21 protein-coding genes and 2 pseudogenes are annotated in these 22382 nt (G+C 60.8%); 13 read left to right on the forward strand and 10 right to left on the reverse strand.

The features are described from left to right. Positions 1-12 precede the first annotated feature (12 nt). The 6 genes from rsmG to hemE all read right to left on the reverse strand — a co-directional run bounded on the left by rsmG (position 13) and on the right by hemE (position 7402). Positions 13-654 (reverse strand): 16S rRNA (guanine(527)-N(7))-methyltransferase RsmG, encoded by a 642-nt coding sequence (rsmG, locus tag BC360_RS09480; RefSeq protein ID WP_065795054.1) that lies wholly within the window; start codon positions 652-654, stop codon positions 13-15. Then, the gene (gene mnmG, locus BC360_RS09485) at positions 651-2534 is read right to left on the reverse strand and encodes a tRNA uridine-5-carboxymethylaminomethyl(34) synthesis enzyme MnmG (RefSeq protein ID WP_065795055.1); all 1884 of its coding nucleotides are present in this window, start codon (positions 2532-2534) and stop codon (positions 651-653) included. Before mnmG ends, rsmG begins: the two co-directional genes overlap by 4 nt. A 95-nt stretch (positions 2535-2629) precedes the next feature. Beyond that, positions 2630-3955: a tRNA uridine-5-carboxymethylaminomethyl(34) synthesis GTPase MnmE gene (gene mnmE, locus BC360_RS09490; protein WP_065795056.1), complete on the reverse strand. Its 1326-nt coding sequence runs from the start codon at positions 3953-3955 to the stop codon at positions 2630-2632. Between the two features lie 418 nt (positions 3956-4373). Further along, a complete protein-coding gene (rho, locus tag BC360_RS09495; protein ID WP_093233478.1) occupies positions 4374-5639 on the reverse strand; it encodes a transcription termination factor Rho in 1266 nt (421 codons plus the stop codon). A 192-nt stretch (positions 5640-5831) separates the two neighbouring features. Next, entirely contained in the window at positions 5832-6374 is a 543-nt protein-coding gene (gene hemJ, locus BC360_RS09500) for a protoporphyrinogen oxidase HemJ (protein ID WP_139109977.1), read from the reverse strand. Next, positions 6371-7402 (reverse strand): uroporphyrinogen decarboxylase, encoded by a 1032-nt coding sequence (gene hemE / locus BC360_RS09505; RefSeq protein ID WP_065795058.1) that lies wholly within the window; start codon positions 7400-7402, stop codon positions 6371-6373. Before hemE ends, hemJ begins: the two co-directional genes overlap by 4 nt. A 406-nt stretch (positions 7403-7808) precedes the next feature. Between hemE and BC360_RS09510 the strand changes: the two genes are divergently transcribed. The 5 genes from BC360_RS09510 to dnaQ are packed head-to-tail and all read left to right on the forward strand — an operon-like array spanning position 7809 to position 11410. Further along, entirely contained in the window at positions 7809-8630 is an 822-nt protein-coding gene (locus BC360_RS09510; RefSeq protein ID WP_065781579.1) for a pyruvate, water dikinase regulatory protein, read from the forward strand. Positions 8631-8661: 31 nt separating this feature from the next. Continuing rightward, positions 8662-9261, forward strand: a complete 600-nt coding sequence (locus BC360_RS09515; RefSeq protein WP_065781644.1) for a Maf-like protein — start codon at positions 8662-8664, stop codon at positions 9259-9261. Continuing rightward, a complete protein-coding gene (locus BC360_RS09520; protein ID WP_065795059.1) occupies positions 9254-10114 on the forward strand; it encodes a shikimate dehydrogenase in 861 nt (286 codons plus the stop codon). The genes BC360_RS09515 and BC360_RS09520 overlap by 8 nt, the downstream gene beginning before the upstream one ends. Then, the gene (coaE, locus tag BC360_RS09525; RefSeq protein WP_065781581.1) at positions 10111-10710 is read left to right on the forward strand and encodes a dephospho-CoA kinase; all 600 of its coding nucleotides are present in this window, start codon (positions 10111-10113) and stop codon (positions 10708-10710) included. Before BC360_RS09520 ends, coaE begins: the two co-directional genes overlap by 4 nt. Beyond that, on the forward strand, positions 10703-11410 hold the full coding sequence (dnaQ, locus tag BC360_RS09530; protein WP_065795100.1) for a DNA polymerase III subunit epsilon: 708 nt from the start codon (positions 10703-10705) through the stop codon (positions 11408-11410). Before coaE ends, dnaQ begins: the two co-directional genes overlap by 8 nt. Before the next feature lie 55 nt (positions 11411-11465). Here dnaQ and secB read toward each other — a convergent pair whose 3' ends face one another. Next, positions 11466-11969 carry a protein-export chaperone SecB gene (secB, locus tag BC360_RS09535; RefSeq protein WP_065781582.1) on the reverse strand — a complete coding sequence of 168 codons (504 nt, stop codon included), beginning with the start codon at positions 11967-11969 and terminating at the stop codon, positions 11466-11468. Between the two features lie 80 nt (positions 11970-12049). Further along, the gene (locus tag BC360_RS09540; protein WP_065781583.1) at positions 12050-12556 is read right to left on the reverse strand and encodes an FxsA family protein; all 507 of its coding nucleotides are present in this window, start codon (positions 12554-12556) and stop codon (positions 12050-12052) included. 130 nt (positions 12557-12686) lie between these two features. On the opposite strand from BC360_RS09540, the gene BC360_RS09545 reads away from it, so the two are divergent. The 6 genes and pseudogenes from BC360_RS09545 (at position 12687) to gyrB (ending at position 18020) form a co-directional block, all read left to right on the forward strand. Further along, positions 12687-13391: a Tim44/TimA family putative adaptor protein gene (locus BC360_RS09545; protein WP_065795060.1), complete on the forward strand. Its 705-nt coding sequence runs from the start codon at positions 12687-12689 to the stop codon at positions 13389-13391. Between the two features lie 15 nt (positions 13392-13406). Further along, positions 13407-14513 (forward strand): murein transglycosylase A, encoded by a 1107-nt coding sequence (locus BC360_RS09550; protein ID WP_065795061.1) that lies wholly within the window; start codon positions 13407-13409, stop codon positions 14511-14513. After that, positions 14506-14617 (forward strand): annotated as a pseudogene (locus BC360_RS33120) (DNA mismatch repair protein MutS); the annotation flags it as partial. The gene BC360_RS09550 and the pseudogene BC360_RS33120, both read left to right, overlap by 8 nt. Positions 14618-14727: 110 nt before the next feature. Continuing rightward, positions 14728-15075 (forward strand): annotated as a pseudogene (locus BC360_RS33125) (Smr/MutS family protein); the annotation flags it as partial. Then, positions 15072-15449: a helix-turn-helix domain-containing protein gene (locus BC360_RS09560; protein WP_065795063.1), complete on the forward strand. Its 378-nt coding sequence runs from the start codon at positions 15072-15074 to the stop codon at positions 15447-15449. The pseudogene BC360_RS33125 and the gene BC360_RS09560, both read left to right, overlap by 4 nt. 135 nt (positions 15450-15584) lie before the next feature. After that, positions 15585-18020, forward strand: coding sequence for a DNA topoisomerase (ATP-hydrolyzing) subunit B (gene gyrB / locus BC360_RS09565; RefSeq protein ID WP_065795064.1), 2436 nt, complete (start codon positions 15585-15587; stop codon positions 18018-18020). Positions 18021-18080: 60 nt separating this feature from the next. Here the strand turns inward: gyrB and BC360_RS09570 are convergent, their stop codons facing one another. Continuing rightward, positions 18081-18677 (reverse strand): nitroreductase family protein, encoded by a 597-nt coding sequence (locus BC360_RS09570; protein WP_065795101.1) that lies wholly within the window; start codon positions 18675-18677, stop codon positions 18081-18083. A gap of 244 nt (positions 18678-18921) precedes the next feature. Between BC360_RS09570 and gabD the strand changes: the two genes are divergently transcribed. Then, the gene (gabD, locus tag BC360_RS09575) at positions 18922-20376 is read left to right on the forward strand and encodes an NADP-dependent succinate-semialdehyde dehydrogenase (protein WP_065795065.1); all 1455 of its coding nucleotides are present in this window, start codon (positions 18922-18924) and stop codon (positions 20374-20376) included. Between the two features lie 109 nt (positions 20377-20485). Continuing rightward, entirely contained in the window at positions 20486-21292 is an 807-nt protein-coding gene (hpaI, locus tag BC360_RS09580; RefSeq protein ID WP_065795066.1) for a 4-hydroxy-2-oxoheptanedioate aldolase, read from the forward strand. Here hpaI and BC360_RS09585 read toward each other — a convergent pair. Continuing rightward, complete coding sequence (locus tag BC360_RS09585) at positions 21286-22374, reverse strand: D-mannonate oxidoreductase (protein ID WP_065795067.1); 1089 nt, start codon at positions 22372-22374, stop codon at positions 21286-21288. The two genes, hpaI and BC360_RS09585, sit on opposite strands and share 7 nt — an antisense overlap. Positions 22375-22382 lie beyond the last annotated feature (8 nt).

Genomic DNA, 22382 nt, shown 5'->3' on the forward strand with positions numbered 1-22382 from the left:
TCCGCTCGCCAATCACTGAGTTCTTCGCGAAAGATTTGCGATCTCGAGCACAACAGAATCTGGCTCGACAATGCTCGGATGTTTTACCAGATCAAACTCATAGCGGCCAACGGCTTTGTCGATCTCGCGCTGGTAATCCCGCCCTTTATGGAAGTAGGCGACGGTTTTGCCACCTTCTGCCATCATCCACGGTGACGAATAGTCGAGCAACAGGCTCAGATCAGCCAGCGCGCGAGCGGAAATGGCGTCACATTTCGGCGCAACGGAGCTCGCATCCTCGATTCGAATCGGATGAACCGATCCGCGCGCGCCGGTTTCCGTCAGCGCTACACGCAGAAAGGCGGCCTTCTTGTTGTTACTCTCGATCAGATGCACCCAGCCGTCGGAAAATTCCTGGAGATAGATGGCGGTAATCACGCCGGGAAACCCACCGCCGCTGCCGAGATCAACCCAGGTCTTTGGACCCGGAGCCAGTTGCGCCAGTTGCAGGCTATCGACGATATGGCGACGCCACAGATCTTCGAGCGTGGAGGGGGCGATAAGATTGATAGACTTCGCCCATTTCTGAAACAGTGCAGCGAAGTGCTCAAGCCGTTCATTCGTTTCACGTGAAACACGCAGTCCGTTCAAGCCAGCGAAAGGACTCGTTTTCATTGCGCACGCACCTTTTCTTCCCGCTCGACAGAGCGGTTCATTCGTTTCAACCAAGCCAGGATCAACGCGGCCGCAGCCGGCGTCATCCCATCTACCTTCAATGCCTGCGCCAGGTTTCTCGGCGCCTGCAGCGTCAACTTCTGCTTCAACTCGTTCGATAGACCGGCCAGTGCCGAAAAGTCAAAATCGGCCGGAATGGCCATCGTCTCTTCGCGGCGTATGCCGGCAATGTCCGACGCCTGACGGTCCATGTAAACGGCATAGACGGCATCGATTTCGAGCGCCTCGACCACTGCAGGCGGAATATCGCTCAGCTCCGGCCACAGCGACACCAATGCCCCGATCGTCTGTTCAGGATAGGATAGGATTTCAAACGCGGTTCGCCGCTGGCCATCCTGGTTCAGCTTGAGGCCATGCCGGTTGCCCTCTGCCGGCGTCACGGACAGTTGCTTCAGCAGTGCACGACCGTTGTCAAACTGCCCCTTCCATTCGGCAAAACGCGTCTGCCGCGCCTCGGTGACACAGCCAATTTCGATTGCCTTCGGCGTCAGCCGGATGTCGGCATTGTCGGCACGAAGAGACAATCGATATTCGGCGCGCGACGTAAACATGCGATAGGGCTCGGTGATGCCCCGCGAGGTCAAATCATCGACCATCACACCAATATAGGATTCAGTACGGCTGAAAATAACAGCCTCACGTCCGGTCGCAGCCTTCGCCGCATTCAACCCGGCGACCAGGCCCTGCGCCGCGGCCTCCTCGTAACCGGTCGTGCCATTGATCTGGCCAGCAAGGAACAGCCCGGGCATCTTACGCACCGCCAGCGTTGCATCAAGCTCCCGCGGATCGACATGGTCATACTCGATCGCGTAGCCCGGCTGCAGGATCAGCACGTCCTCCAGACCGGGAATGGTCCGGATGAAAGCGTCCTGGACCTCCGCTGGCAAGGACGTCGAGATGCCGTTGGGATAGACGGTGTCGTCATCCAAGCCTTCCGGCTCGAGGAAGATCTGGTGGCCATCCCGCTCACCGAAGCGAACGATCTTGTCTTCGATCGAAGGGCAATAGCGTGGGCCAACACCCTCGATCTGGCCGGAATACATTGCCGACTTGCCGATGTTATCGGTAATGATCTTGTGGGTGGCTTCGGTTGTTCGCGTCACACCGCAGTCGATCTGCCGGTTGACGATCCGGTCGGTCATGAAGGAGAAGGGCACGGGCTCTTCGTCCGGTCCCTGGCGGCCGACGCGATCCCAGTCGATCGTCTTGCCGTCCAGCCGCGCCGGCGTCCCGGTCTTCAGCCGGCCCAAGCGAAGACCGTAGCGCGCCAGCGTCGCGGAGAGACCGAGCGATGGTTCTTCGCCGACACGGCCAGCCGGTATCTTCTGGTCGCCGATATGGATCAATCCTTTCAGGAAGGTTCCGGTTGTGAGCACCACCGCGGTTGCGCCAAAGGACCTACCGTCCTTCATCACCACGCCGGCGATCTTGCCGTCCTGCTCGATCAGATCGAAAGCATCGCCTTCAATGACGGTGAGGTTTTCAACCGTCGCAATCTCGCGCTGCATGGCTTCACGATAGAGCTTCCGGTCCGCCTGTGTGCGCGGACCACGGACAGCCGGCCCCTTGCGCCGATTGAGCAGGCGAAATTGGATACCGGCCGCGTCGGCGATGCGTCCCATCAGGCCGTCAAGCGCATCGATTTCGCGGACGAGATGGCCTTTGCCAAGACCACCAATGGCCGGGTTGCAGGACATCACGCCAATCGTCGACGCCTTGTGGGTGATCAGAGCGGTTCGCGCACCGAGGCGCGCCGAGGCGGCCGCAGCTTCGCAGCCGGCATGACCTCCACCAATGACGATAACGTCAAAATGGACCATTTCTCTATCTCCGATCACAACGCATTCCGGCTTCGAATCGTTTCACGTGAAACGCTTCGCATGACTCGCTAGCGTTGTATTGTTTTAGTCGAACATCATTTACCGATACAGAATTCGGAAAATATCACATCCAGCAGGTTTTCAACATCCACGCGTCCGGTGATCCGCCCGATGGCATCGCCCGCGACGCGAAGCAGCTCAGCTTGTATGTCCAGCCCGTTCTGATTTCGACTCAGACTTTCCGAGAGCGCGGCAGTCGCTTGGCGCAAACAATCCACATGTCTGCGCCTCGAGGGAATAGAAAGCGCAGTAACGCCAGATAAATCAGGGAGATAACCCGATATCGCGTTCAAGAGCTGATCCATGCCGGCGCCGGTCTTTGTCGAAATAGAGACGTCAGCGCCAGCATTGGCATCGCAATCGGCACGGTCCGTCTTGGTTGCAACCCTCAAGACCGGCACGTCCATCAGACCAAGGTCATCCAGGGTGTTAAAGCCCGCCCTGCTTTCGGAGAGAAGCAGCACCAGGTCGGCGCTGGCGATCACGTCGCGCGCGCGGCGTATGCCTTCGCGTTCCACCGTTTCGTCGGTCTGCCGCAGGCCGGCAGTATCGAACAACTTGACGGAGAATCCGGCTAATGAAAGGTCAACGGATAGGACATCGCGGGTGGTGCCAGCGATCTCCGTCACGATCGCGATATCACGCTTTGCCAGAGCATTGAGCAGGCTGGACTTGCCGGCGTTGGGCTCACCGGCGATGACGATCTTGAGACCATCCCGAATGATCTCACCAATCGGCGCCTGCGCGATATGCGCGTCGATCTCCTGGCGCAGCAGTTCCATGTCTTTCCAGATCCGATCGCTGACCGAGCCGGGAACGTCGTCCTCATCGGCGAAATCGAGCTCCGCCTCGATCATCGCACGGGCGTGCGTCAGACGTTTGGCCCAATCGTCGTAGACCTTTGACTGGCCGCCGGCCGAATGCTCCCGCGCCAGACGACGCTGCATCTCCGTCTCGGCGACGATCAGGTCCGACAGCCCCTCTATCTCGACGAGATCCATCTTGCCGTTCTGAAACGCCCGCCGTGAAAACTCCCCGGCCTCAGCATGGCGCAAGCCGTCGAAGCCTGACAGCTCGCCCAACAGTGTTTGAACGACGGCGCGACCACCATGGACCTGCAGTTCAGCGCAGTCTTCGCCGGTAAACGAGGCAGGGCCGCGGAAGTAAATGACCAGGCCGCTGTCAATCGTGAAACCGTTGCGGGAACGAATCGGTTTCAACGACGCGATGCGTTGTTCGGGAACAGCGCCGCACAATGCGGCGAGAACAGCGGTAGTTTCTGATCCGCTGATGCGAATTACCGCCACGCCCGCCGGCAATGCCCCGCTGGATAGCGCATATATAGTATCCGCCGATGGCATCGTTTCACCTGAGATCCAATGAGGTTGTCCGCTCTACGCGCCCGGAACAAGGTTCAAGCGGGTTTGTCGCTCCTCATTTGGATTACAGGATGAAACGCGGTGGTCAGCGTCTCCGGCAGTCCAGAGGTGTCGAACGGTTGGGAGCTTATGACGAATAGTCGGGAAAAGATCAAGCCTGGGCCGTAGGTCGCCGCCCGTGTTTCACGTGAATCACCGCACTGGCTCGTCCGGCTTGGACTTCAAATGCCCAAAAATCATTGCGATAGCGAATCGAATGGCGATCCGACCGGGTCTATCGCATATGACTCCGGCTAAATAATTCGGCTTGAAAAAGCCAAAATAGTCGCGCGTCGAGAAACAAAGAGACCGGGCAAGAAAACTTGCCCGGTCTCAATTACGACATCGGAATTCGGCCGTATCAGGTGTTCATCGAGTCGAAGAAGTCGCCGTTGTTCTTCGTCTGCTTCAGCTTGTCGATCAGGAACTCGATCGCATCCGTGGTGCCCATCGGCGCCAGAATCCGGCGAAGGACGAAGATCTTCTGGAGATCCTGGCGCGGAACGAGCAGGTCTTCCTTACGCGTACCGGACTTGAGAATGTCCATCGCCGGGAAGATGCGCTTGTCGGCGACCTTGCGGTCGAGCACGATTTCGGAGTTGCCGGTACCCTTGAACTCTTCGAAGATGACTTCGTCCATGCGGCTGCCGGTATCGATCAGCGCCGTGGCGATGATGGTCAAGGAACCGCCTTCTTCGATGTTACGGGCGGCACCGAAGAAGCGCTTTGGCCTCTGCAGGGCGTTGGCGTCGACACCACCGGTCAGAACCTTGCCGGATGACGGCACAACGGTGTTGTAGGCGCGACCGAGACGGGTGATGGAGTCGAGCAGGATGACGACGTCGCGGCCGTGTTCGACCAGGCGCTTCGCCTTTTCGATCACCATTTCGGCGACCTGGACGTGGCGCGTCGCCGGCTCGTCGAAGGTGGAGGAAACCACTTCGCCCTTCACCGAGCGCTGCATGTCGGTAACTTCTTCCGGCCGTTCGTCGATCAACAGAACGATCAAGTAGCATTCCGGGTGGTTTGCGGTAATCGAGTGGGCGATGTTCTGCAGCAGAACCGTCTTACCGGTGCGCGGCGGAGCAACGATCAGACCACGCTGGCCCTTGCCGAGCGGAGCGACCAGGTCGATCACGCGGGCAGAAAGGTCCTTCGACGTCGGGACCTCGAGTTCCATCTTGAAGCGCTCGTTCGGATAGAGCGGCGTCAGGTTGTCGAAGTGAACCTTGTGACGGATCTTTTCCGGATCGTCGAAATTGATGGTGTTGACCTTGAGAAGCGCGAAGTAGCGTTCTCCTTCCTTCGGCCCGCGGATCGGTCCCTCGACCGTGTCGCCGGTCTTCAGCGAGAAGCGGCGGATCTGGGAGGGCGAGATGTAGATATCGTCCGGACCGGGCAGGTAGTTGGCATTGGCAGAGCGCAGAAAGCCGAATCCGTCCTGCAGAACCTCGACGACGCCTTCACCGATGATTTCGATATCCTGGGCGGCGAGCATCTTGAGGATTGCGAACATCAACTCCTGCTTGCGCATGGTGCTCGCGTTTTCCACCTCGAGCTCTTCGGCAAAGGCCAGGAGATCGGTCGGCGTCTTGTTCTTAAGTTCTTGTAGCTTCATTTCAGCCATGAAGGATCCATGTTTCGTATGGGAATGGAGAGACGGCGTGTTTTCTGAAGGGAGCTGCGGCAGGAAGGGGCAGGCTCTGGTCTTTGTCACAAGCCATGAAGAGGAGATGGCAGAAAATAGCGATTCACGTGAAACGCCGCAAGGGGCTGTCGAAAATTAGCGACAACTATTACAAATCGCAATCGATAAAGTTCAAAACGGCTTCACCACCACCATGATGACGATGAGGATCATCAGCAGCGTCGGTGCCTCGTTCATCAGCCGCCAGTAGCGCGCGGTGCGGCGATTTTCATCCCGCTGGAACGCCCGCACCGCCCGACTGAAGCGCACGTGCACCACCGTCAGCAGCACAACGAACAGGAGCTTGGCGTGAAGCCAGCCGCCCTGGAAGCCATAAACGCTCCAGGCGAGATAAAGCCCGAGCACCCAGGAAATCATCATTGCCGGGTTCATGATGACCTTCAGCAAACGCTGTTCCATCATCTTGAAGGTTTCGGACTGTTCAGAGCCCGGAGCCGCGTCGGTGTGGTAGATGAACAGCCGCGGCATGTAGAGCAGCGCCGCCATCCACGACATCACCGCGATCACGTGAAGCGCCTTGATCCAGAGATAGAGGCTCTCCGGCTGCCAGACGAAAAGCCCGACGAGCAGTGCGGCAAAACCGCCAAGCGCAATCATCGCTCTGAGCCGCGCCCGGTTACCCGGCCCACTATCCGTCTGGCGTTCACCCATCAGCGTGCTCCGCGAACCCGTGCGACCAGCGCCGAGACGTTCGCCGGATCGGCCTGCGGCGTGATCCCGTGTCCGAGGTTGAAGATCAGCGGCCCGTTGCCGAGCGCATCAAGAATACGATCGATACCTTGTTCCAGGGCGACACCACCGGAGACGACCCGCATCGGGTCGAGATTGCCCTGCACCGGCCCGTCCTTCTGCAAATCGACCGCGAAGGACAGCGGCACGGTCCAATCGAGGCCGATGGCGTCCGCACCCGTTTTCTGGCGATAATGCTTCAGGAGAAGCCCTACGCCCTTGGCAAACGCGATGATCTTCGCCTGCGGCCGTCGCGCCCGCACCGATGCGATCATTCGGGCGACGGGCCTGACCGCAAATCGTTCGAATTCCTCTTCGCCGAGAACACCAGCCCAGGAGTCGAAAATCTGCACGGCGTCGGCGCCCGCATCGATCTGCTCGACCAGATAGTCGGCCGACACATCGGCAAGAAACGTCAAAAGCCGTTCGAAGGCTTCCGGGTTTTTGTAGGCGAACAGTCGGGCAGGGGCCTGGTCCGGTGTTCCCTGGCCGGCGATCATGTAGGTGGCGACCGTCCAGGGCGCACCGCAAAACCCGAGTAGCGTCGTTTCCGTCGGAAGCTCTCCCCGCAAACGCGACACCGTCTCGAAGACCGGTTTCAGATGATTGGAGATACCGTCCGCCTTCAGAGCATTGATGCCGTCGACGTCGATCGGATCCATTCTCGGCCCATGGCCTTCCTCGAAACGAACGTTGCGCTTCAGCGCGTCCGGGATCACCAGGATATCGGAAAACAGAATAGCTGCGTCAAAAGCATAGCGACGGATCGGTTGCAGCGTCACTTCGACGGCAAGATCGGGCGTGTAGCAGAGATCGAGGAAGCTCCCGGCGGCGGCCCGCGTCGCTCGATATTCCGGAAGGTACCGGCCGGCCTGGCGCATCAGCCAGACGGGAGGCGGACTGACCGTCTTCCCATCCAAAACCTCCAGAACTTTCCTTCGTGTCTCGGCCACAGATGGTCTCTCCCAATATAAAATCAAAGATATTTAGACTCTTTCTATTTCTTAGAGTCGGTGGGTATCAAGGATTAAAAGATCGCCACAGTTCATCCACGGCTGCCCGATCGGATCGATCCGGGCGGGAGGCAAAGCGGCGCCCTTGGCCGCATTCCGTGGATAAGTGCAAAATTTCAATTTAAATCAGAGGATTGCCAGCTCCGGAAGAAAGCGAATTGCTGTGGACAACGAGTCGAAACACGTGACACTTTGTCATCGCCGTGAGTCTTGTCCACATGCTCCGCGAAGCTTTCTTCGGCGTTGCGCCAATTGTGAATAAGTCGGCGGTTTTCCCGTTGCCTGGCGCGCCGCGGCGCCGTCAGCCATTTTTATCCCGGTTTATCAACAGCACCCGGAGAATTGCGTGGAGAACAAGAAAAACTACTTCCACCTGCATCTGATCTCCGATTCGACGGGAGAGACCTTGATCGCGGCGGGGCGTGCGGCGGCGGCGCAATTCCAGGCGTCGCATGCGCTTGAACATGTCTATCCGCTGATCAGGAATCGCCGGCAGCTGCTGCAGGTTCTCGACGCCATCGATGGAGCCCCCGGCATCGTCCTTTACACGATCGTCGATCGCGAACTGGCCGACATCATCGACCAGCGCTGCCGCGAGATGGGCGTGCCGTGCGTCTCGGTTCTCGATCCGATCATCGAACTGTTCCAGTCCTATCTCGGTTCGCCGTCGCGACGCCGCTCCGGCGCGCAGCACGTGATGGACGCCGACTATTTCGCCCGCATCGACGCGTTGAATTTCACCATGGACCATGACGACGGTCAGCTGCCGGCCGATTTTGATGACGCCGATGTGGTGTTGATCGGCATCAGCCGTACATCGAAGACGCCGACATCGATCTATCTCGCCAACCGAGGCATCAAGACGGCCAATATTCCGATCGTCCCCGGCGTGCCGCTGCCCGACCGGCTGATGAAGGCAACCAAGCCTTTGGTCGTCGGCCTGATTGCGACTGCCGATCGCATTTCCCAGGTCCGCCAGCATCGGGTGCTCGGCACCACCCAAGGCTTTCACGGTGATCAATATACGGATAGGGCGGCGATCGCCGAGGAGCTGAAATATGCCCGCGCGCTCTGCGCGCGCAACAACTGGCCGATCATCGACGTCACCCGCCGCTCGATCGAGGAAACCGCCGCCGCAATTGTTGCCCTGCGCCCGCGGCTGCGATAGAGCGAATCCGAACAATTCGGGAACTTCGATGATGACACCTTCACTCGTCCTGGCTTCAGCAAGCCCGTTCCGTCGTGCGCTTCTGGAAAATGCCGGGTTGGTGTTTACGGCGCGCGCCGCCGAGATCGACGAGCGCGCGCTTGAAAAGCCGCTCGAAGAAGAAGGTGCCGCTCCTGAAGACGTGGCGGTGAGGCTTGCCGAAGCCAAGGCAAGAGATGTCGCCAGGTACTTTCCCGAGGCCCTGGTGATCGGCTCCGACCAGACCATGTCCCTGGGACAGCGGGTCTATCACAAGCCGAAGGACATGGCGGAAGCCGGACAACATCTCTTGTCGCTCGCCGGCAAGACCCATCGCCTGAACAGCGCGATCGTTCTCGCGCGCGGCGATGAGATCCTCTGGCGCCACGTCTCGTCGGCACATATGTCGGTGCGTACGCTGACAGCGGAATTTGTCGATCGCCATCTGCAGCGCGTCGGGAGCAAGGCCTTGTCCAGCGTCGGCGCCTACCAGCTGGAGGGCGAGGGCATCCAGCTGTTCGAAAAGATCGAGGGTGACTATTTCACCATCCTCGGCCTTCCGATGCTGCCGCTGCTCGCAAAACTTCGGGAATTGGGAACGATCGATGCGTGATTCACGTGAAACATTTGTTAACCACGCCTTCGTCACCGGCTATCCGATCAAGCATTCCAGGTCGCCGTTGATCCACGGCTATTGGCTGAAACAGCTCGGGATAGAGGGCAGCTACCGCGCGCACGAGGTAAAGCCGGAAGACTTTTCCGCCTTCGTCGCCGAGTTGAAACAAGGCACTTCAGGCTTTTGCGGCGGCAACGTCACCATCCCGCACAAGGAAGTTGCCCATCGGCTGGCGGACCGCCCGGATGATCTCTGTCTGGAACTCGGCGCTGCCAATACGCTTTGGATCGAAGCCGGCGACGTTCACGCCACGAACACCGATGGCCGAGGGTTCGTCGCCAATCTTGACGAGCGCGCAGCCGGCTGGAACCAATGTTCGACTGCGGTCGTGCTCGGCGCCGGCGGCGCCAGCCGCGCCGTCATCCAGGCCGTGCGTGACCGGGGCATCAAGACGATCCATGTCGTCAACCGCACGGTGGCAAGGGCTGAGGAATTGGCCGACCGTTTTGGATCGGCCGTGCAAGCGCATCCGATGGAGGCACTGAGCGAAGTGATGACGGGCGCCGGCCTCTTCATCAACACCACGTCTCTCGGCATGGATGGCCAGGACGCGCCGCAGATCGATTTCACCGTCATGGCTCGGGATGCCGTGGTGACCGACATCGTCTACGTCCCGTTGAAGACACCTTTGCTTCGCCAGGCGGAGGAGCAGGGTTTTACCATTGTCGACGGTCTCGGCATGTTGCTGCACCAGGCCGTACCCGGTTTCGAGCTCTGGTTCGGTCTCCGGCCCGTCGTCGACGCCACACTTCGACAACTCGTCATCGATGACATGGGATCGCACGCATGATGATTGTCGGCCTGACCGGATCGATCGCCATGGGCAAGTCGACGACCGCGCAGATGTTCCGCGAGTTCGGCGTGCCGGTCAACGATGCCGATGAAGTGGTGCACGCGCTTTATCGCGGCGAAGCCGTCGCGCCTGTTGAGGCCGCATTCCCGGGGACTGTCAGGGAAGGGGCGATCGATCGGGCCGAACTGTCCCGGCAGTTGCTGGCAGCACCCGAAAGGCTGCGCGAGCTCGAAAGCATCGTGCATCCGCTCGTTGGCCGGAAAGAGCGCGAGTTCCTCGACAAGAATGCCGCGGCCAACGCGGCCTTCGTCGTGCTCGATATTCCGTTGCTGTTTGAAACGGGCGCCGAGGCGCGTGTCGATCGGGTGGTGGTCGTTAGCTGCGCACCCGACATTCAAAGAGAACGGGCGATGAAACGCCCCGGCATGACCGAAGAGAAATTTGCCATGATCCTGGCGCGTCAGGTGCCGGACAGTCAGAAGCGTGAACGCGCCGACTACATCGTCGATACCAGCGACAGCTTCGATAACACACGCCAACAGGTGAGGGCGATCGTCGACGATCTCACCCAAAATGGAGCGCCCGATGCGTGAGATCATTTTCGATACGGAAACGACCGGCCTCGACAATCGCGAGGACCGGGTGATCGAGATCGGCGGCGTCGAACTGGAAAACCAGTTTCCGACCGGTCGCACGCTGCATATCTTCATCAATCCCGGCAATCGCAAGGTTCATCCGGATGCGCTTGCCATTCACGGCATCACCGACGAGTTCCTGAAGGACAAGCCGGCCTTTGCCGATGTGGCCCAGCAGATTCTCGACTTCTTCGGCGATGCCCGCTGGGTGGCGCACAATGCCACCTTCGACATGGGCTTCATCAATGCGGAGTTCGGCCGCATCGGACTTCCGGCCATTGCCGGCGAACGGGTGACGGATACGCTTGCTCTTGCCCGCCGCAAGCACCCGATGGGCCCGAATTCGCTCGACGCGCTCTGCCGTCGCTACGGCATCGACAATTCCCATCGCGCCAAGCACGGCGCACTGCTCGACTCCGAACTTCTTGCCGAAGTCTATATCGAGATGCTCGGCGGTCGTCAGGCTGCCTTGGGTCTGGTGTCGAGCAACAAGGTCGCGGGACAAACCGTTGAACACGACGATGCGCCGATCGCCATCGCGCAGCGCCCGCGGCCGTTGCCGAACCGCTTGTCGGAAGCGGATGAGGCGGCTCATGCCGCTCTGGTCGCCAAGATGGGGGCCAAGGCGATCTGGGCCAAATACGATCTGCAGAAATGAAAAAAGCCCGGCTCGACCGGGCTTTTTCCTGAATGCGATCCAGTCTGAACAGAAATCAGTTGGCGGTCTCGCTGGTGTTTGCCACCTGAGCGCGGACCTTTTCTTCGGCCATGCGTTGGGCGAACATCTGAGCGAAATCGATCGGGTCGATCATCAGCGGCGGGAAACCGCCGTTGCGGGTCGCGTCGGCAACGATCTGGCGAGCGAACGGGAACAGCAGGCGCGGGCACTCGATGAAGAGCAGCGGCAGCATGTGTTCCTGCGGGAAGCCGGCAACACGGAAAACGCCACCATAGGAGAGCTCGACGTTGAACAGGACGCGTTCGCCGTCTTTGGCTTCCGCGTTCAGCGAGAGCACGACGTCAAAATCGGACTCTGCGAGCGGGTTCGCGTTGACGTTGACGTTGATGTTGATCGACGGGGCATTGTCACGCGCCTGCAGCGAACGCGGTGCGCCCGGGTTCTCGAAGGAGAGATCCTTGACATACTGGGCGAGGATGTTGAGCGACGGGCTCTGCTGCGCGCTGCCGTTGCCGTTGGATGCGGTATCAGTCGTCATAAGGGTTTCCTCGACTTCAATTCGGTGAGGCCATCTAGCATTTCGTCATAGGGCTTACAACCCTGCGCCACAGGCCCTTGCTATTGCCGACGGCGCTCTTCGGACGGGTTGGGTTCGTCGTCATCGGTCCTCGAGAACTCGCCTTCGCCAAGGTCGATGACGCGCGGTTGGGCGCGCTCCTGCGGCGTTTGGCCTGGTCCGCGCCAGGACTGGCTCGACGCGGCCGTCACAACAGTCATTCTCGATCTCAAATAGCCGGCCACGGCGTGCCTGACAGGCGGCACAAACAGAAGCAGACCAAAGATGTCGCTGATGAAGCCGGGCACCATCAACAAAAGGGCTGCGACGAACATCAAGGCGCCGCCGAGGACCTCGCGGCCAGGATCACTGCCGCTGCGCGTTGCTTCCTGCACGCGCCTGATGACGGCGAAACCCTGAAGGCGAAGCAGCACGACCCCGGCAATCGCGCTCAACAGAACGAGCAGCAGCGTCATGGCCAGCCCGATCTCGCGGCCGACGATGACGAAGCCGGCAATCTCGGCAAGGGGCAGTCCAAGAATGACCAGGGGAATTAACATTGAACGCATTGGCGGTGCCTGAAAGGGTCGTCGCATCGTCACCTCCGATCTAAGGGTGCGACAACGCGGTTTGAATGATCTATCCTTGCGGACTATATGGAATAGCTACGAGAAATTCTAACAGCGGTTTCGGGTGGAAATGGGCTCTTTCGACTTCATCACGTTTTTTTTCTTGATCGCCGCAGTGGTCATCTTCCTGCAGTTGCGCAGCGTTCTCGGTCGCCGGACCGGCAGCGAACGGCCGCCGTTTGATCCCTATTCTCCGAGGGACATGAGCCAGGGGCCTGAAAAGGCCGACAATGGCAAGGTCGTCCAGCTGCCTCGCCGCGACAATGCCGAGGACGATGCGGCCCGCTATGCAGCGATCGACGACTTCGCAAAGGCCGGGACGCCGCTCAACGATCAGCTCCGCTCGCTGACCGACGCCGACGCAGGCTTCGACCCGAAGGAGTTCGTCAACGGGGCGAAGATGGCCTACGAGATGATCGTCATGGCTTTCGCCGACGGCGACCGCAAGACGTTGAAGAACCTGCTGTCGCGGGAAGTCTACGAAGGCTTCGATGCCGCGATTGCCGAGCGCGAACGCAAGGGCGAAGTGGTGAAATCCACCTTCGTCGGCATCGAGAAGGCCGATATCGTGCACGCCGAAGTCAAGGACAGCGAAGAGAACATCACAGTCCGGATCGTCAGCCAGTTGATCTCGGCGACCTACGACAAGCAGGGCGCCATCATCGATGGAGACGCAGAGTCGGTGGCCGAAGTCAACGATCTCTGGACTTTCTCGCGCGACATTCGCTCGCGTGATCCGAACTGGAAGCTGATCGCTACCGAATCCGAAAACTGATCGGAAGGGGCGACCATGACGCTTCGACTTGAGCCTGTCACCTTCTCAGACTTGCCGGGGTGGCAGGACGACGATCCGACCGCGGTGATTGAAGCGCTGCGCCGCTGTCATCACCATGTCTCGACCGCAAAACCTTATCGCACCGGCTCGCTTGGCATTTCGGTCAATGACTTGATGCCGGCGCTTTCGGCTGCAAGAGCAGACGTCGCCGACGCAACTGCGGCGCGTGCGTTTTTCGAGCAACAATTCGTCGCCTTCAGAATCCGGCCCGAAACTGGCAAAACCGGTTTCGTGACGGCGTTCTATGAACCCGAGATCGAAGTCCAGGCGAAACCGGACGACATCTTCCGATACCCGATCTACCGGCGCCCGATCGATCTCGTCGATGTCGACGACACCAACCGGCCGACAGATATGGATCCCTATTTTGCCTTTGGTCGGCTGCATGATGGCGTGGTCGGCGAGTATCCGGACCGCCGCGCGATCGAGCAGGGCTTTCTGGCGGGGCGGGGTCTGGAGATCGCCTATGCCAGATCGAAGGTTGACGTGTTCTTCGTCCACGTCCAGGGCGCTGCCCGGCTCGTCTATCCCGATGGTTCGCGCCGGCGTATCACCTATGCCGCCAAGACCGGCCACTATTTTTCCCCGATCGGAAAGCTGCTGATCGATCGCGGCGAGATCGATGCCTCGACCGTCTCGATGATGAGCATCCGGGACTGGCTCGCGGCCAATCCGGATGAGGTCGACGAGGTCCTTTGGCACAATCGCTCCTTCATCTTCTTCCGCGAGGCGGAAGTCGAGGACGAACGGCTCGGGCCGGTCGCTGCCGCCAAGGTTTCTCTGGAGCCGGGCCGGTCGCTAGCCGTCGATCGGCTGATCCATACCTTCGGCGTGCCTTTTTTTATCTCGAGCGAGAGCCTGACGCGGCTTGATGCCGGGCGGCCGTTTCGACGCCTGATGCTGGCGCTCGACACGGGGTCGGCCATCGTCGGCCCGGCCCGTGGCGACATCTTCACCGGATCCGGCGACACGGCCGGCGAGCTTGCGGGTGCGGTTCGCAACGAAGCCGATTTCTACATCTTCGTTCCTCGCGCGGCTGCGGCAAGATACGGCAATGGCTAGGGGCAAGAAGCTTTCGGCGGAAGAGCGGATTCTATGGGGAAAGGTTGCGCGCACGACCAGGCCAATGCCCGGCCGCCTCGATGATCTCAGGGAATTTCTCGGCGAGGATGTTCCAGCCGAGCCCAAGGATGAGCCGCAAAAGACGCAAGCCGCCACGTCGGCCAGTGGTACCGACGAACAGCAGGGAATTGCCCTCAGCAAGACCTCGAACGGCCGGCACCACTATCCGCTTGAAAAACCCGTCAAGCGCAAGCTGTCGAAGGGGCACCTGGCGCTGGAGGCGCGGATCGACCTGCACGGCATGATCCAGAGTGAAGCACACGGCTTCCTTCTGCATTTTCTTCTCAGAGCGCATGAGCGCGGGCTGCGCCACGTTCTTGTTATCACCGGCAAGGGAACGTCGATCGGCAGCGAAGGCGCATTGAAGCGCGCCGTGCCGCTCTGGTTCTCGCTGCCGGAGTTCCGGCCATTGATCTCAAGCTACGAGCCCGCAGCGCGCAATCACGGCGGCGATGGCGCGCTTTATGTCCGCCTAGCGCGCAGCAAGGGGAGCGCGACGTGACCCCTTTTGGCGCGGCGGTGCGCGAGTTGCGGCGCAAGAAGGGCGTGTCGCAGAAACAGATGGCTGCAGCGATCGGCGTGTCGGCCGCCTATCTCTCGGCGCTTGAACATGGAAAGCGCGGCGCGCCGAGTTTCGATTTTCTGCAAAGGGTGGCCGGCTATTTCAACGTCATCTGGGACGAGGCCGAGGAATTGTTCCAGATCGCCCATGTCTCGGCGCCGAAAGTCGTGCTGGATACGTCCGGGCTTGCGCCGGAACACACGGCCTTCGCCAACCGCTTGAGCGGACAAATCCGCGATTTGTCCGTTGAGACCATCCGCGCCCTGGAAGATGTTTTGGAAAAAGCCACATTTCCTGCTAATGACAGGGGATGAACAGCTGTTTTCCGGCCGCTGCGCGCGGTCCGGGATTTGGAACCGTGGACAAATTTTCTATAGTCCGCGAGGCGTCCGAGACGTGATTCGCAACGAATCACCACGTCCGAAGAACCTGGAAAGACCCGAAGCCGAATGACCGATATTCCTGAAACCGATACCGGCGCCGCCGCCGAATATGGTGCCGACTCCATCAAGGTGTTGAAGGGCCTGGATGCCGTACGCAAGCGGCCGGGCATGTATATCGGCGATACCGACGACGGCTCCGGTCTGCATCACATGGTGTATGAAGTGGTCGATAACGCGATCGACGAGGCCCTGGCGGGCCACGCCGATATCGTCACGGTGACGCTGAATGCCGATGGTTCGGTCACGGTAACCGACAACGGCCGCGGCATCCCGACCGACATCCACAAGGAAGAAGGCGTCTCGGCGGCTGAGGTCATCATGACGCAGCTCCACGCCGGCGGTAAGTTCGACCAGAATTCCTACAAGGTTTCGGGCGGTCTGCACGGCGTTGGCGTTTCGGTGGTCAACGCGCTTTCCGTCATGCTGCGATTGAAGATCCGCCGGGCCGGCAAGGTCCACGAAATGAGCTTCACCCACGGCGTGGCTGACGGTCCGCTGAAGGTGATCGGCGAAGCCGGCACCGATACCGGCACCGAGGTAACGTTCCTGCCGAGCACGGACACCTTCACCAAGACGGACTTCGACTACAACACGCTCGAACACCGCCTGCGCGAACTCGCCTTCCTGAATTCCGGCGTGCGCATCGTCCTCACCGACAAGCGCCATTCGGACGTGCGTCAGGACGAGATGATGTATGACGGCGGCCTCGAAGCCTTCGTTGCCTATCTCGACCGGGCCAAGAAGCCGTTGGTGCAGAAGCCGGTTTCGATCCGCGGCGAAAAGGACGGCATCACCGTCGAAGTCGCGATGTGGTGGAACGACAGCTACCACGAGAACGTGCTCTGCTTCACCAACAACATCCCGCAGCGCGATGGCGGCACGCACATGGCCGGTTTCCGCGGCGCGCTGACCCGGCAGATCACGTCCTATGGCGAAACATCAGGCATCACCAAGAAGGAAAAGGTGACCCTGACCGGCGACGACTGCCGCGAAGGCCTGACCGCCGTTCTCTCCGTCAAGGTGCCGGACCCGAAGTTTTCTTCGCAGACCAAGGACAAGCTGGTTTCCTCGGAAGTCCGTCCGGTTGTCGAAAGCCTCGTCAACGAAGCCTTGAGCACCTGGCTGGAGGAGCATCCCTCCGACGCCAAGATCCTTGTCGGCAAGGTCGTCGAGGCGGCGGCCGCACGCGAGGCGGCACGCAAGGCGCGCGAGCTGACGCGCCGCAAGGGTGCGCTCGACATCTCCTCGCTGCCGGGCAAGCTGGCGGACTGCTCCGAACGCGATCCGGCAAAGTCCGAAGTCTTCCTGGTGGAGGGCGATTCGGCAGGCGGCTCGGCCAAGCAGGGACGCTCGCGCGAAAACCAGGCGATCCTGCCGCTGCGCGGCAAGATCCTGAACGTCGAACGCGCGCGTTTCGACAAGATGCTTTCGAGCCAGGAAATCGGCACGCTGATCACGGCGCTCGGCACATCGATCGGCAAGGACGAGTTCAACGCCGACAAGCTGCGCTACCACAAGATCATCATCATGACGGACGCCGACGTCGACGGCGCTCACATCCGTACCCTGCTGCTCACTTTCTTCTTCCGGCAGATGCCGGAACTGATCGAGCGTGGCCATCTCTATATTGCCCAGCCGCCGCTCTATAAGGTGACGCGCGGCAAGTCCGCCCAGTATCTGAAGAACGAGCAGGCACTGGAAGACTACCTGATCTCCATGGGTCTCGAGGAAGCGACGCTGGAGCTTGCCTCCGGCGAGGTTCGCGCCGGCCAGGACCTGCGCGAAGTCATCAACGATGCGTTGCGCGTGCGTAACCTGATGGATGGCCTACATTCGCGCTACAATCGCTCGATTGTCGAGCAGGCAGCGATAGCCGGCGCCTTGAACGTCGAACTGAACGGCCAGCGCGAACAATATGAACAGGTCGCGATCGAAGTGGCCCGCAGGCTCGATGTGATTGCCGAAGAGACCGAACGCGGCTGGACCGGGACGGTGACGGCCGAAGGCGGTCTCAAGCTTGAACGCATGGTTCGTGGCGTCAAGGAAGTCGCCATCCTTGACATGGCGCTGATCGGCTCGTCCGACGCCCGCCATATCGACCAGCTGACATCGAAGCTCAAGGAGGTCTACTCCGCGCCTCCGGTGCTTCGCCGCCGCGATGGCACGCAGGACATCAGCGGCCCGCGCCCCCTTCTGGATGCGATCTTCGCGGCAGGCCGCAAGGGTCTGTCGATGCAGCGCTACAAGGGTCTTGGCGAGATGAATGCCGAGCAGCTGTGGGAAACGACGCTCGATCCGAACGTGCGCTCGCTGCTGCAGGTTCGGGTGAGCGATGCGACGGATGCCGACGGATTGTTCTCGCGCCTGATGGGCGACGAGGTCGAGCCGCGCCGCGACTTCATCCAGGAAAACGCGCTGAGCGTCGCCAACCTCGACATCTGATCTTTTCGGATATCATCGAAATCTGGAATCCCGGTGCCGCAAGGCACCGGGATTTTCCGTTTATTCGCCCTGGAATTGTCCTTCGAACGCGAATTCGCTGACCGGCTTGCGCTGGCTTGGTACTTCGCGCGCGCGCAGGTCATCAGGAAGTATCGAAGGGTCGGCTCGCCGACCGATCGCGACCGCAGCTTCGACCCGGTGATATTCGGGAACGTTGAGGGAGCGCATCGCCTTGTCGCGATCGATGCCCGCCATGCCATGGGTATGCCAGCCTGCGAGCGATGCCTGCAAAGCAAGGCTATACCAGGCTGAGCCGGTGTCGAAGGCGTGGGTATAGGCTGGGCGCATTTCGCCGTTCTGTGCTTGGTTGTGGGTTCTCGAGATGACGATCGTCAACGCGGCGGCGTCCTTCGCCCAGCGCTGGTTGCTTTCGTCGAGGATATCGAGCAGCACTGGAAAGTGTTCGGTGCCGCGACGGGCATAGACGAACCGCCACGGCTGGCGGTTGCTTGCAGACGGCGCCCACCGGGCCGCTTCGAAGAAGGAAAGCAGATCGCGCTCTGCTATCTCCTCGTTGGTGAAGGCGCGGGGCGACCAGCGCTCCAGGAAGATTGCGTCGATTGGATGGTCGGCTTTTCTGTTGTCGGTCGCCGTCATGGACATGCCTCTTTTCTACAATGTCGTGAAATCCGCGACGAGCTGCGCCGGCTCGCTATGGTTCGATTCGTTTCGGACGCTACATGAGGACGGGTGCCGACGAAACCGGATTGAAAGCACGGAAATGCGAGCGCGCCCGGTGCCCGAGCCGGTCTGCAGAAAATGCAGAAATGGATGCGCGGGTCATTGCTGTTTTCAGGAAAAAAGTTGTATAAGTTCTGTAGATTTCGAGAGAGGACGGATCATGTCGTTTAAAGACCCATCATTGTTTCGCCAGGCTGCCTTGATTGGTGGTGAATGGATCGAAGCGGATGCCGCCAATGCGATCGATGTGACGAACCCGGCAACGGGCGAACTCGTCGGGCGCGTGCCGAAGCTTGGAGGTAAGGAGACGAAGGCTGCGATCGAAGCGGCGCGTCTGGCGCAGAAGGGTTGGGCTGCCCGCACCGCCAAGGACCGCGCCGGCGTGCTTCGCCGCTGGTTCGAGCTGATGATCGAGAACAAGGACGATCTCGGCCGCATCCTCACGCTCGAACAGGGCAAGCCGCTTGCCGAGGCGACCGGCGAAATCGTCTATGGCGCCAGCTTCGTCGAATGGTTCGCCGAAGAGGGCCGCCGCATCTATGGCGACCTGATCCCCGGCCACCAGCCGGATAAGCGCATCATGGTGATGAAGCAGCCGATCGGCGTCGTCGCCGCGATCACGCCCTGGAACTTCCCCAATGCGATGATCACCCGCAAGGCCGGTCCGGCCTTTGCCGCCGGCTGCGCCATGGTGCTGAAGCCGGCGGCACAGACGCCGTTCTCGGCAATTGCCATCGCCATTCTTGCCGAACGTGCCGGCCTGCCCAAGGGCCTGTTCAGCGTCATCACCGGCTCGGCCCGCGAGATCGGCGCCGAGATGACCGCCAACCCGGTGGTGCGCAAGCTGACCTTTACCGGCTCGACGGAGGTCGGTGCCGAGCTCTATCGCCAGAGTGCGGGTACGATCAAGAAGCTCGGCCTGGAACTCGGCGGCAATGCCCCCTTCATCGTCTTCGACGATGCCGATCTCGATGCGGCGGTCGAAGGCGCCCTGATCGCCAAGTTCCGCAACAACGGCCAGACCTGCGTCTGCGCCAACCGCATCTACGTGCAGGACAAGGTCTATGACGCCTTCTCCGACAAGCTGGCGGCGGCCGTGGCCAAGCTGAAGATCGGCAATGGTCTCGACCAGGGCGTCATCCTCGGCCCGCTGATCGACACGGCAGCGCTGGCGAAGGTGGAAGAGCATATCGCCGACGCCACTGCCAAGGGGGCTCGCGTGATCCAGGGCGGCAAACGCCATGCGCTCGGCGGCACCTTCTTCGAGGCGACGGTTTTGGCCGATGTCACCCAGGCGATGTCAGTGGCCCGCGAGGAAACCTTCGGCCCGGTCGCACCGCTGTTCCGCTTCAAGGATGAGGCCGATGTCATCGAGCAGGCCAACGACACCGAGTTCGGGCTGGCCTCCTATTTCTATGCCAAGGCCCTGGCGCGGGTGTTTCGCGTGGCCGAGGCGCTGGAATACGGCATGGTCGGGGTCAACACGGGGCTGATCTCCACGGCGGAAGCGCCGTTCGGCGGCGTCAAGCTCTCGGGTCTCGGTCGCGAAGGCTCCAGATACGGCATCGAGGAATTCACCGAGATCAAATATGTCTGCCTCGGTGGCATTGCCTGACGCATTTGTACGTTGATGCAATCTGATCGCGAAACCGGCCGGAAATCTCTGGCCGGTTTTTTCGTTTGCCGGTACAGAGGTTGCAGTCGTGAAAAGAGGAGATGACGCGATGCCGGCACCGACCAACCCCTTCAAGACCGCCCTTCGCGAGCAGCGCTTTCAGCTCGGTCTGTGGGTCGCGCTGGCGAGCCCCTACGCGGCCGAGGTGGTCTCCGGCAGCGGTTATGACTGGCTGTTGATCGACGGCGAGCATGCGCCCAACGACCTGCCGTTGTTGTCGGCCCAGTTTCGGGCGGTGGCGGCATCGGCCAGCCACCCGATCGTCCGCCTCCCCGTCGGCGAGACCGCGCTGATCAAGCAGATCCTCGATGTCGGCGTGCAGACGCTGCTCATCCCGATGGTTGAAAGCGTCGAGCAGGCGAAAGAGCTGGTTCGCGCAACCCGCTACCCGCCGCACGGCATCCGCGGTGTCGGCGCGGCACTGGCGCGCGCATCGCAATTCGGCCGGATCGCCGACTATCTCCACACCGCTAACGACCAGATCTGCCTCCTGTTGCAGATCGAGAGCCGTGCGGGCCTGGCGGCGATCGACGAGATTGCCGCCCTTGAAGGCGTCGACGGTCTGTTTATCGGCCCATCGGATCTGGCCGCGGATATGGGTTATCTCGGCAGCCCGGGGCGTCCGGAGGTGCGGGCGGCGGTCATCGACGCCTTCGCGCGCATTAAGAAGGCCGGAAAGGCGTGCGGAATCATGACGCTCGATCTCGCGCAGGCACGCGACTATCGCGATCTCGGCGCCGATTTCATGGCTGTTGGTACCGACGTCACCTCTCTCGTCCGGGCAACACAGGCTCTGCGTCAGGAGTTTTTGGGCGAGAAAAGCCAAAACGCCAGCAAGCAGGAATCCGGCTACTGATCGAGGATTTCGCTCAACATCGGCATGGCGACATCAGGGCTCCAGCGGCGGAAGTCGGCAATGCGCCGCACGATCTTCTCGGCGTGATGATTGGCGATATCGCTGAGCCGATGGTCAAGGAACGGATTTCGGAAACGGTCGAGCGTCGTCGCGACATAGGCGCTCGCCTGTTGTCCGAGACCGTTGGCGGCGAAGGCAGGCACGACTTCTTGGCCGTAGATATCTTCGAGTCGCCCGGCAATCTCCGTATCGCTAAGGATCTGCCGGACCGTTTCGCCGGGGTCGCGCGCCTGCCTGAGCCAGATGTCTGCGAGCACCGTGTGGCCGAGATTGAGGATATGGAGTTTCAATTTTTCGTAGGGCGTCAGGTCGTCGACCATCAGCACGCATTCATGCTCGCAAGGCGTTTTCAGCCCCGGTTGTCTCTCGATCGCCCATAGCGCGTAGGGCTCCGCCACGGCGCCGGCCGGCTCGATCGGTTCCGAGACGATCCGGTCGACCAGCGTATTGGCCCAGACGATCTCGTTTGCCAGCCAATTTGAAAATTGCCGCTCGCCCAGCCGCTCCCCCGCGAGCTCCAGCACGATGGCTTTGAGCACGTCGCCATTGCGCGACACCAGTTCACAGGGAAGGATGGTAAGCGGTTTGCCGCCGGCATCGAAACGGGCTTTCAGAAGCAGCAGAAGTTTACCGGGAAACGACAACGGCACCCGCACCGACAGGTCGTCTCCGGAGATGTCGTAGCCGGTATCGCCGGTATTCGAGATCAGGAACTCGGCCTCGTCCGCCACGATGTTGCAAACAGCATCCCAGTTGTCACTCGTCGACAGCGCGCGGGCGACGCTGGTGACCCGCTCGACCCTGTCCACCGGCCTGCCGTCGCAAAGCCCGCGGATCGCCACCGGATAGCCGCCGGGCTGCGTCAATGCCGCCAGACGTCCTACCCGCTCGGTCGAGCCTGTCGTCTGAACCACGGTGATTTGCCCGGGGGCCGCCTGCCGGTCCAGCGCCTCGCTGATGAAGAGATCGGCGTGCGCCTGAAGAAAGCGGCTCGTTCCAAACTGCACAAACGGTGTCTTCATGTCGCGGT

This window comes from Ensifer sp. LC163 (assembly GCF_001695855.1).
GTDB lineage: Bacteria > Pseudomonadota > Alphaproteobacteria > Rhizobiales > Rhizobiaceae > Ensifer.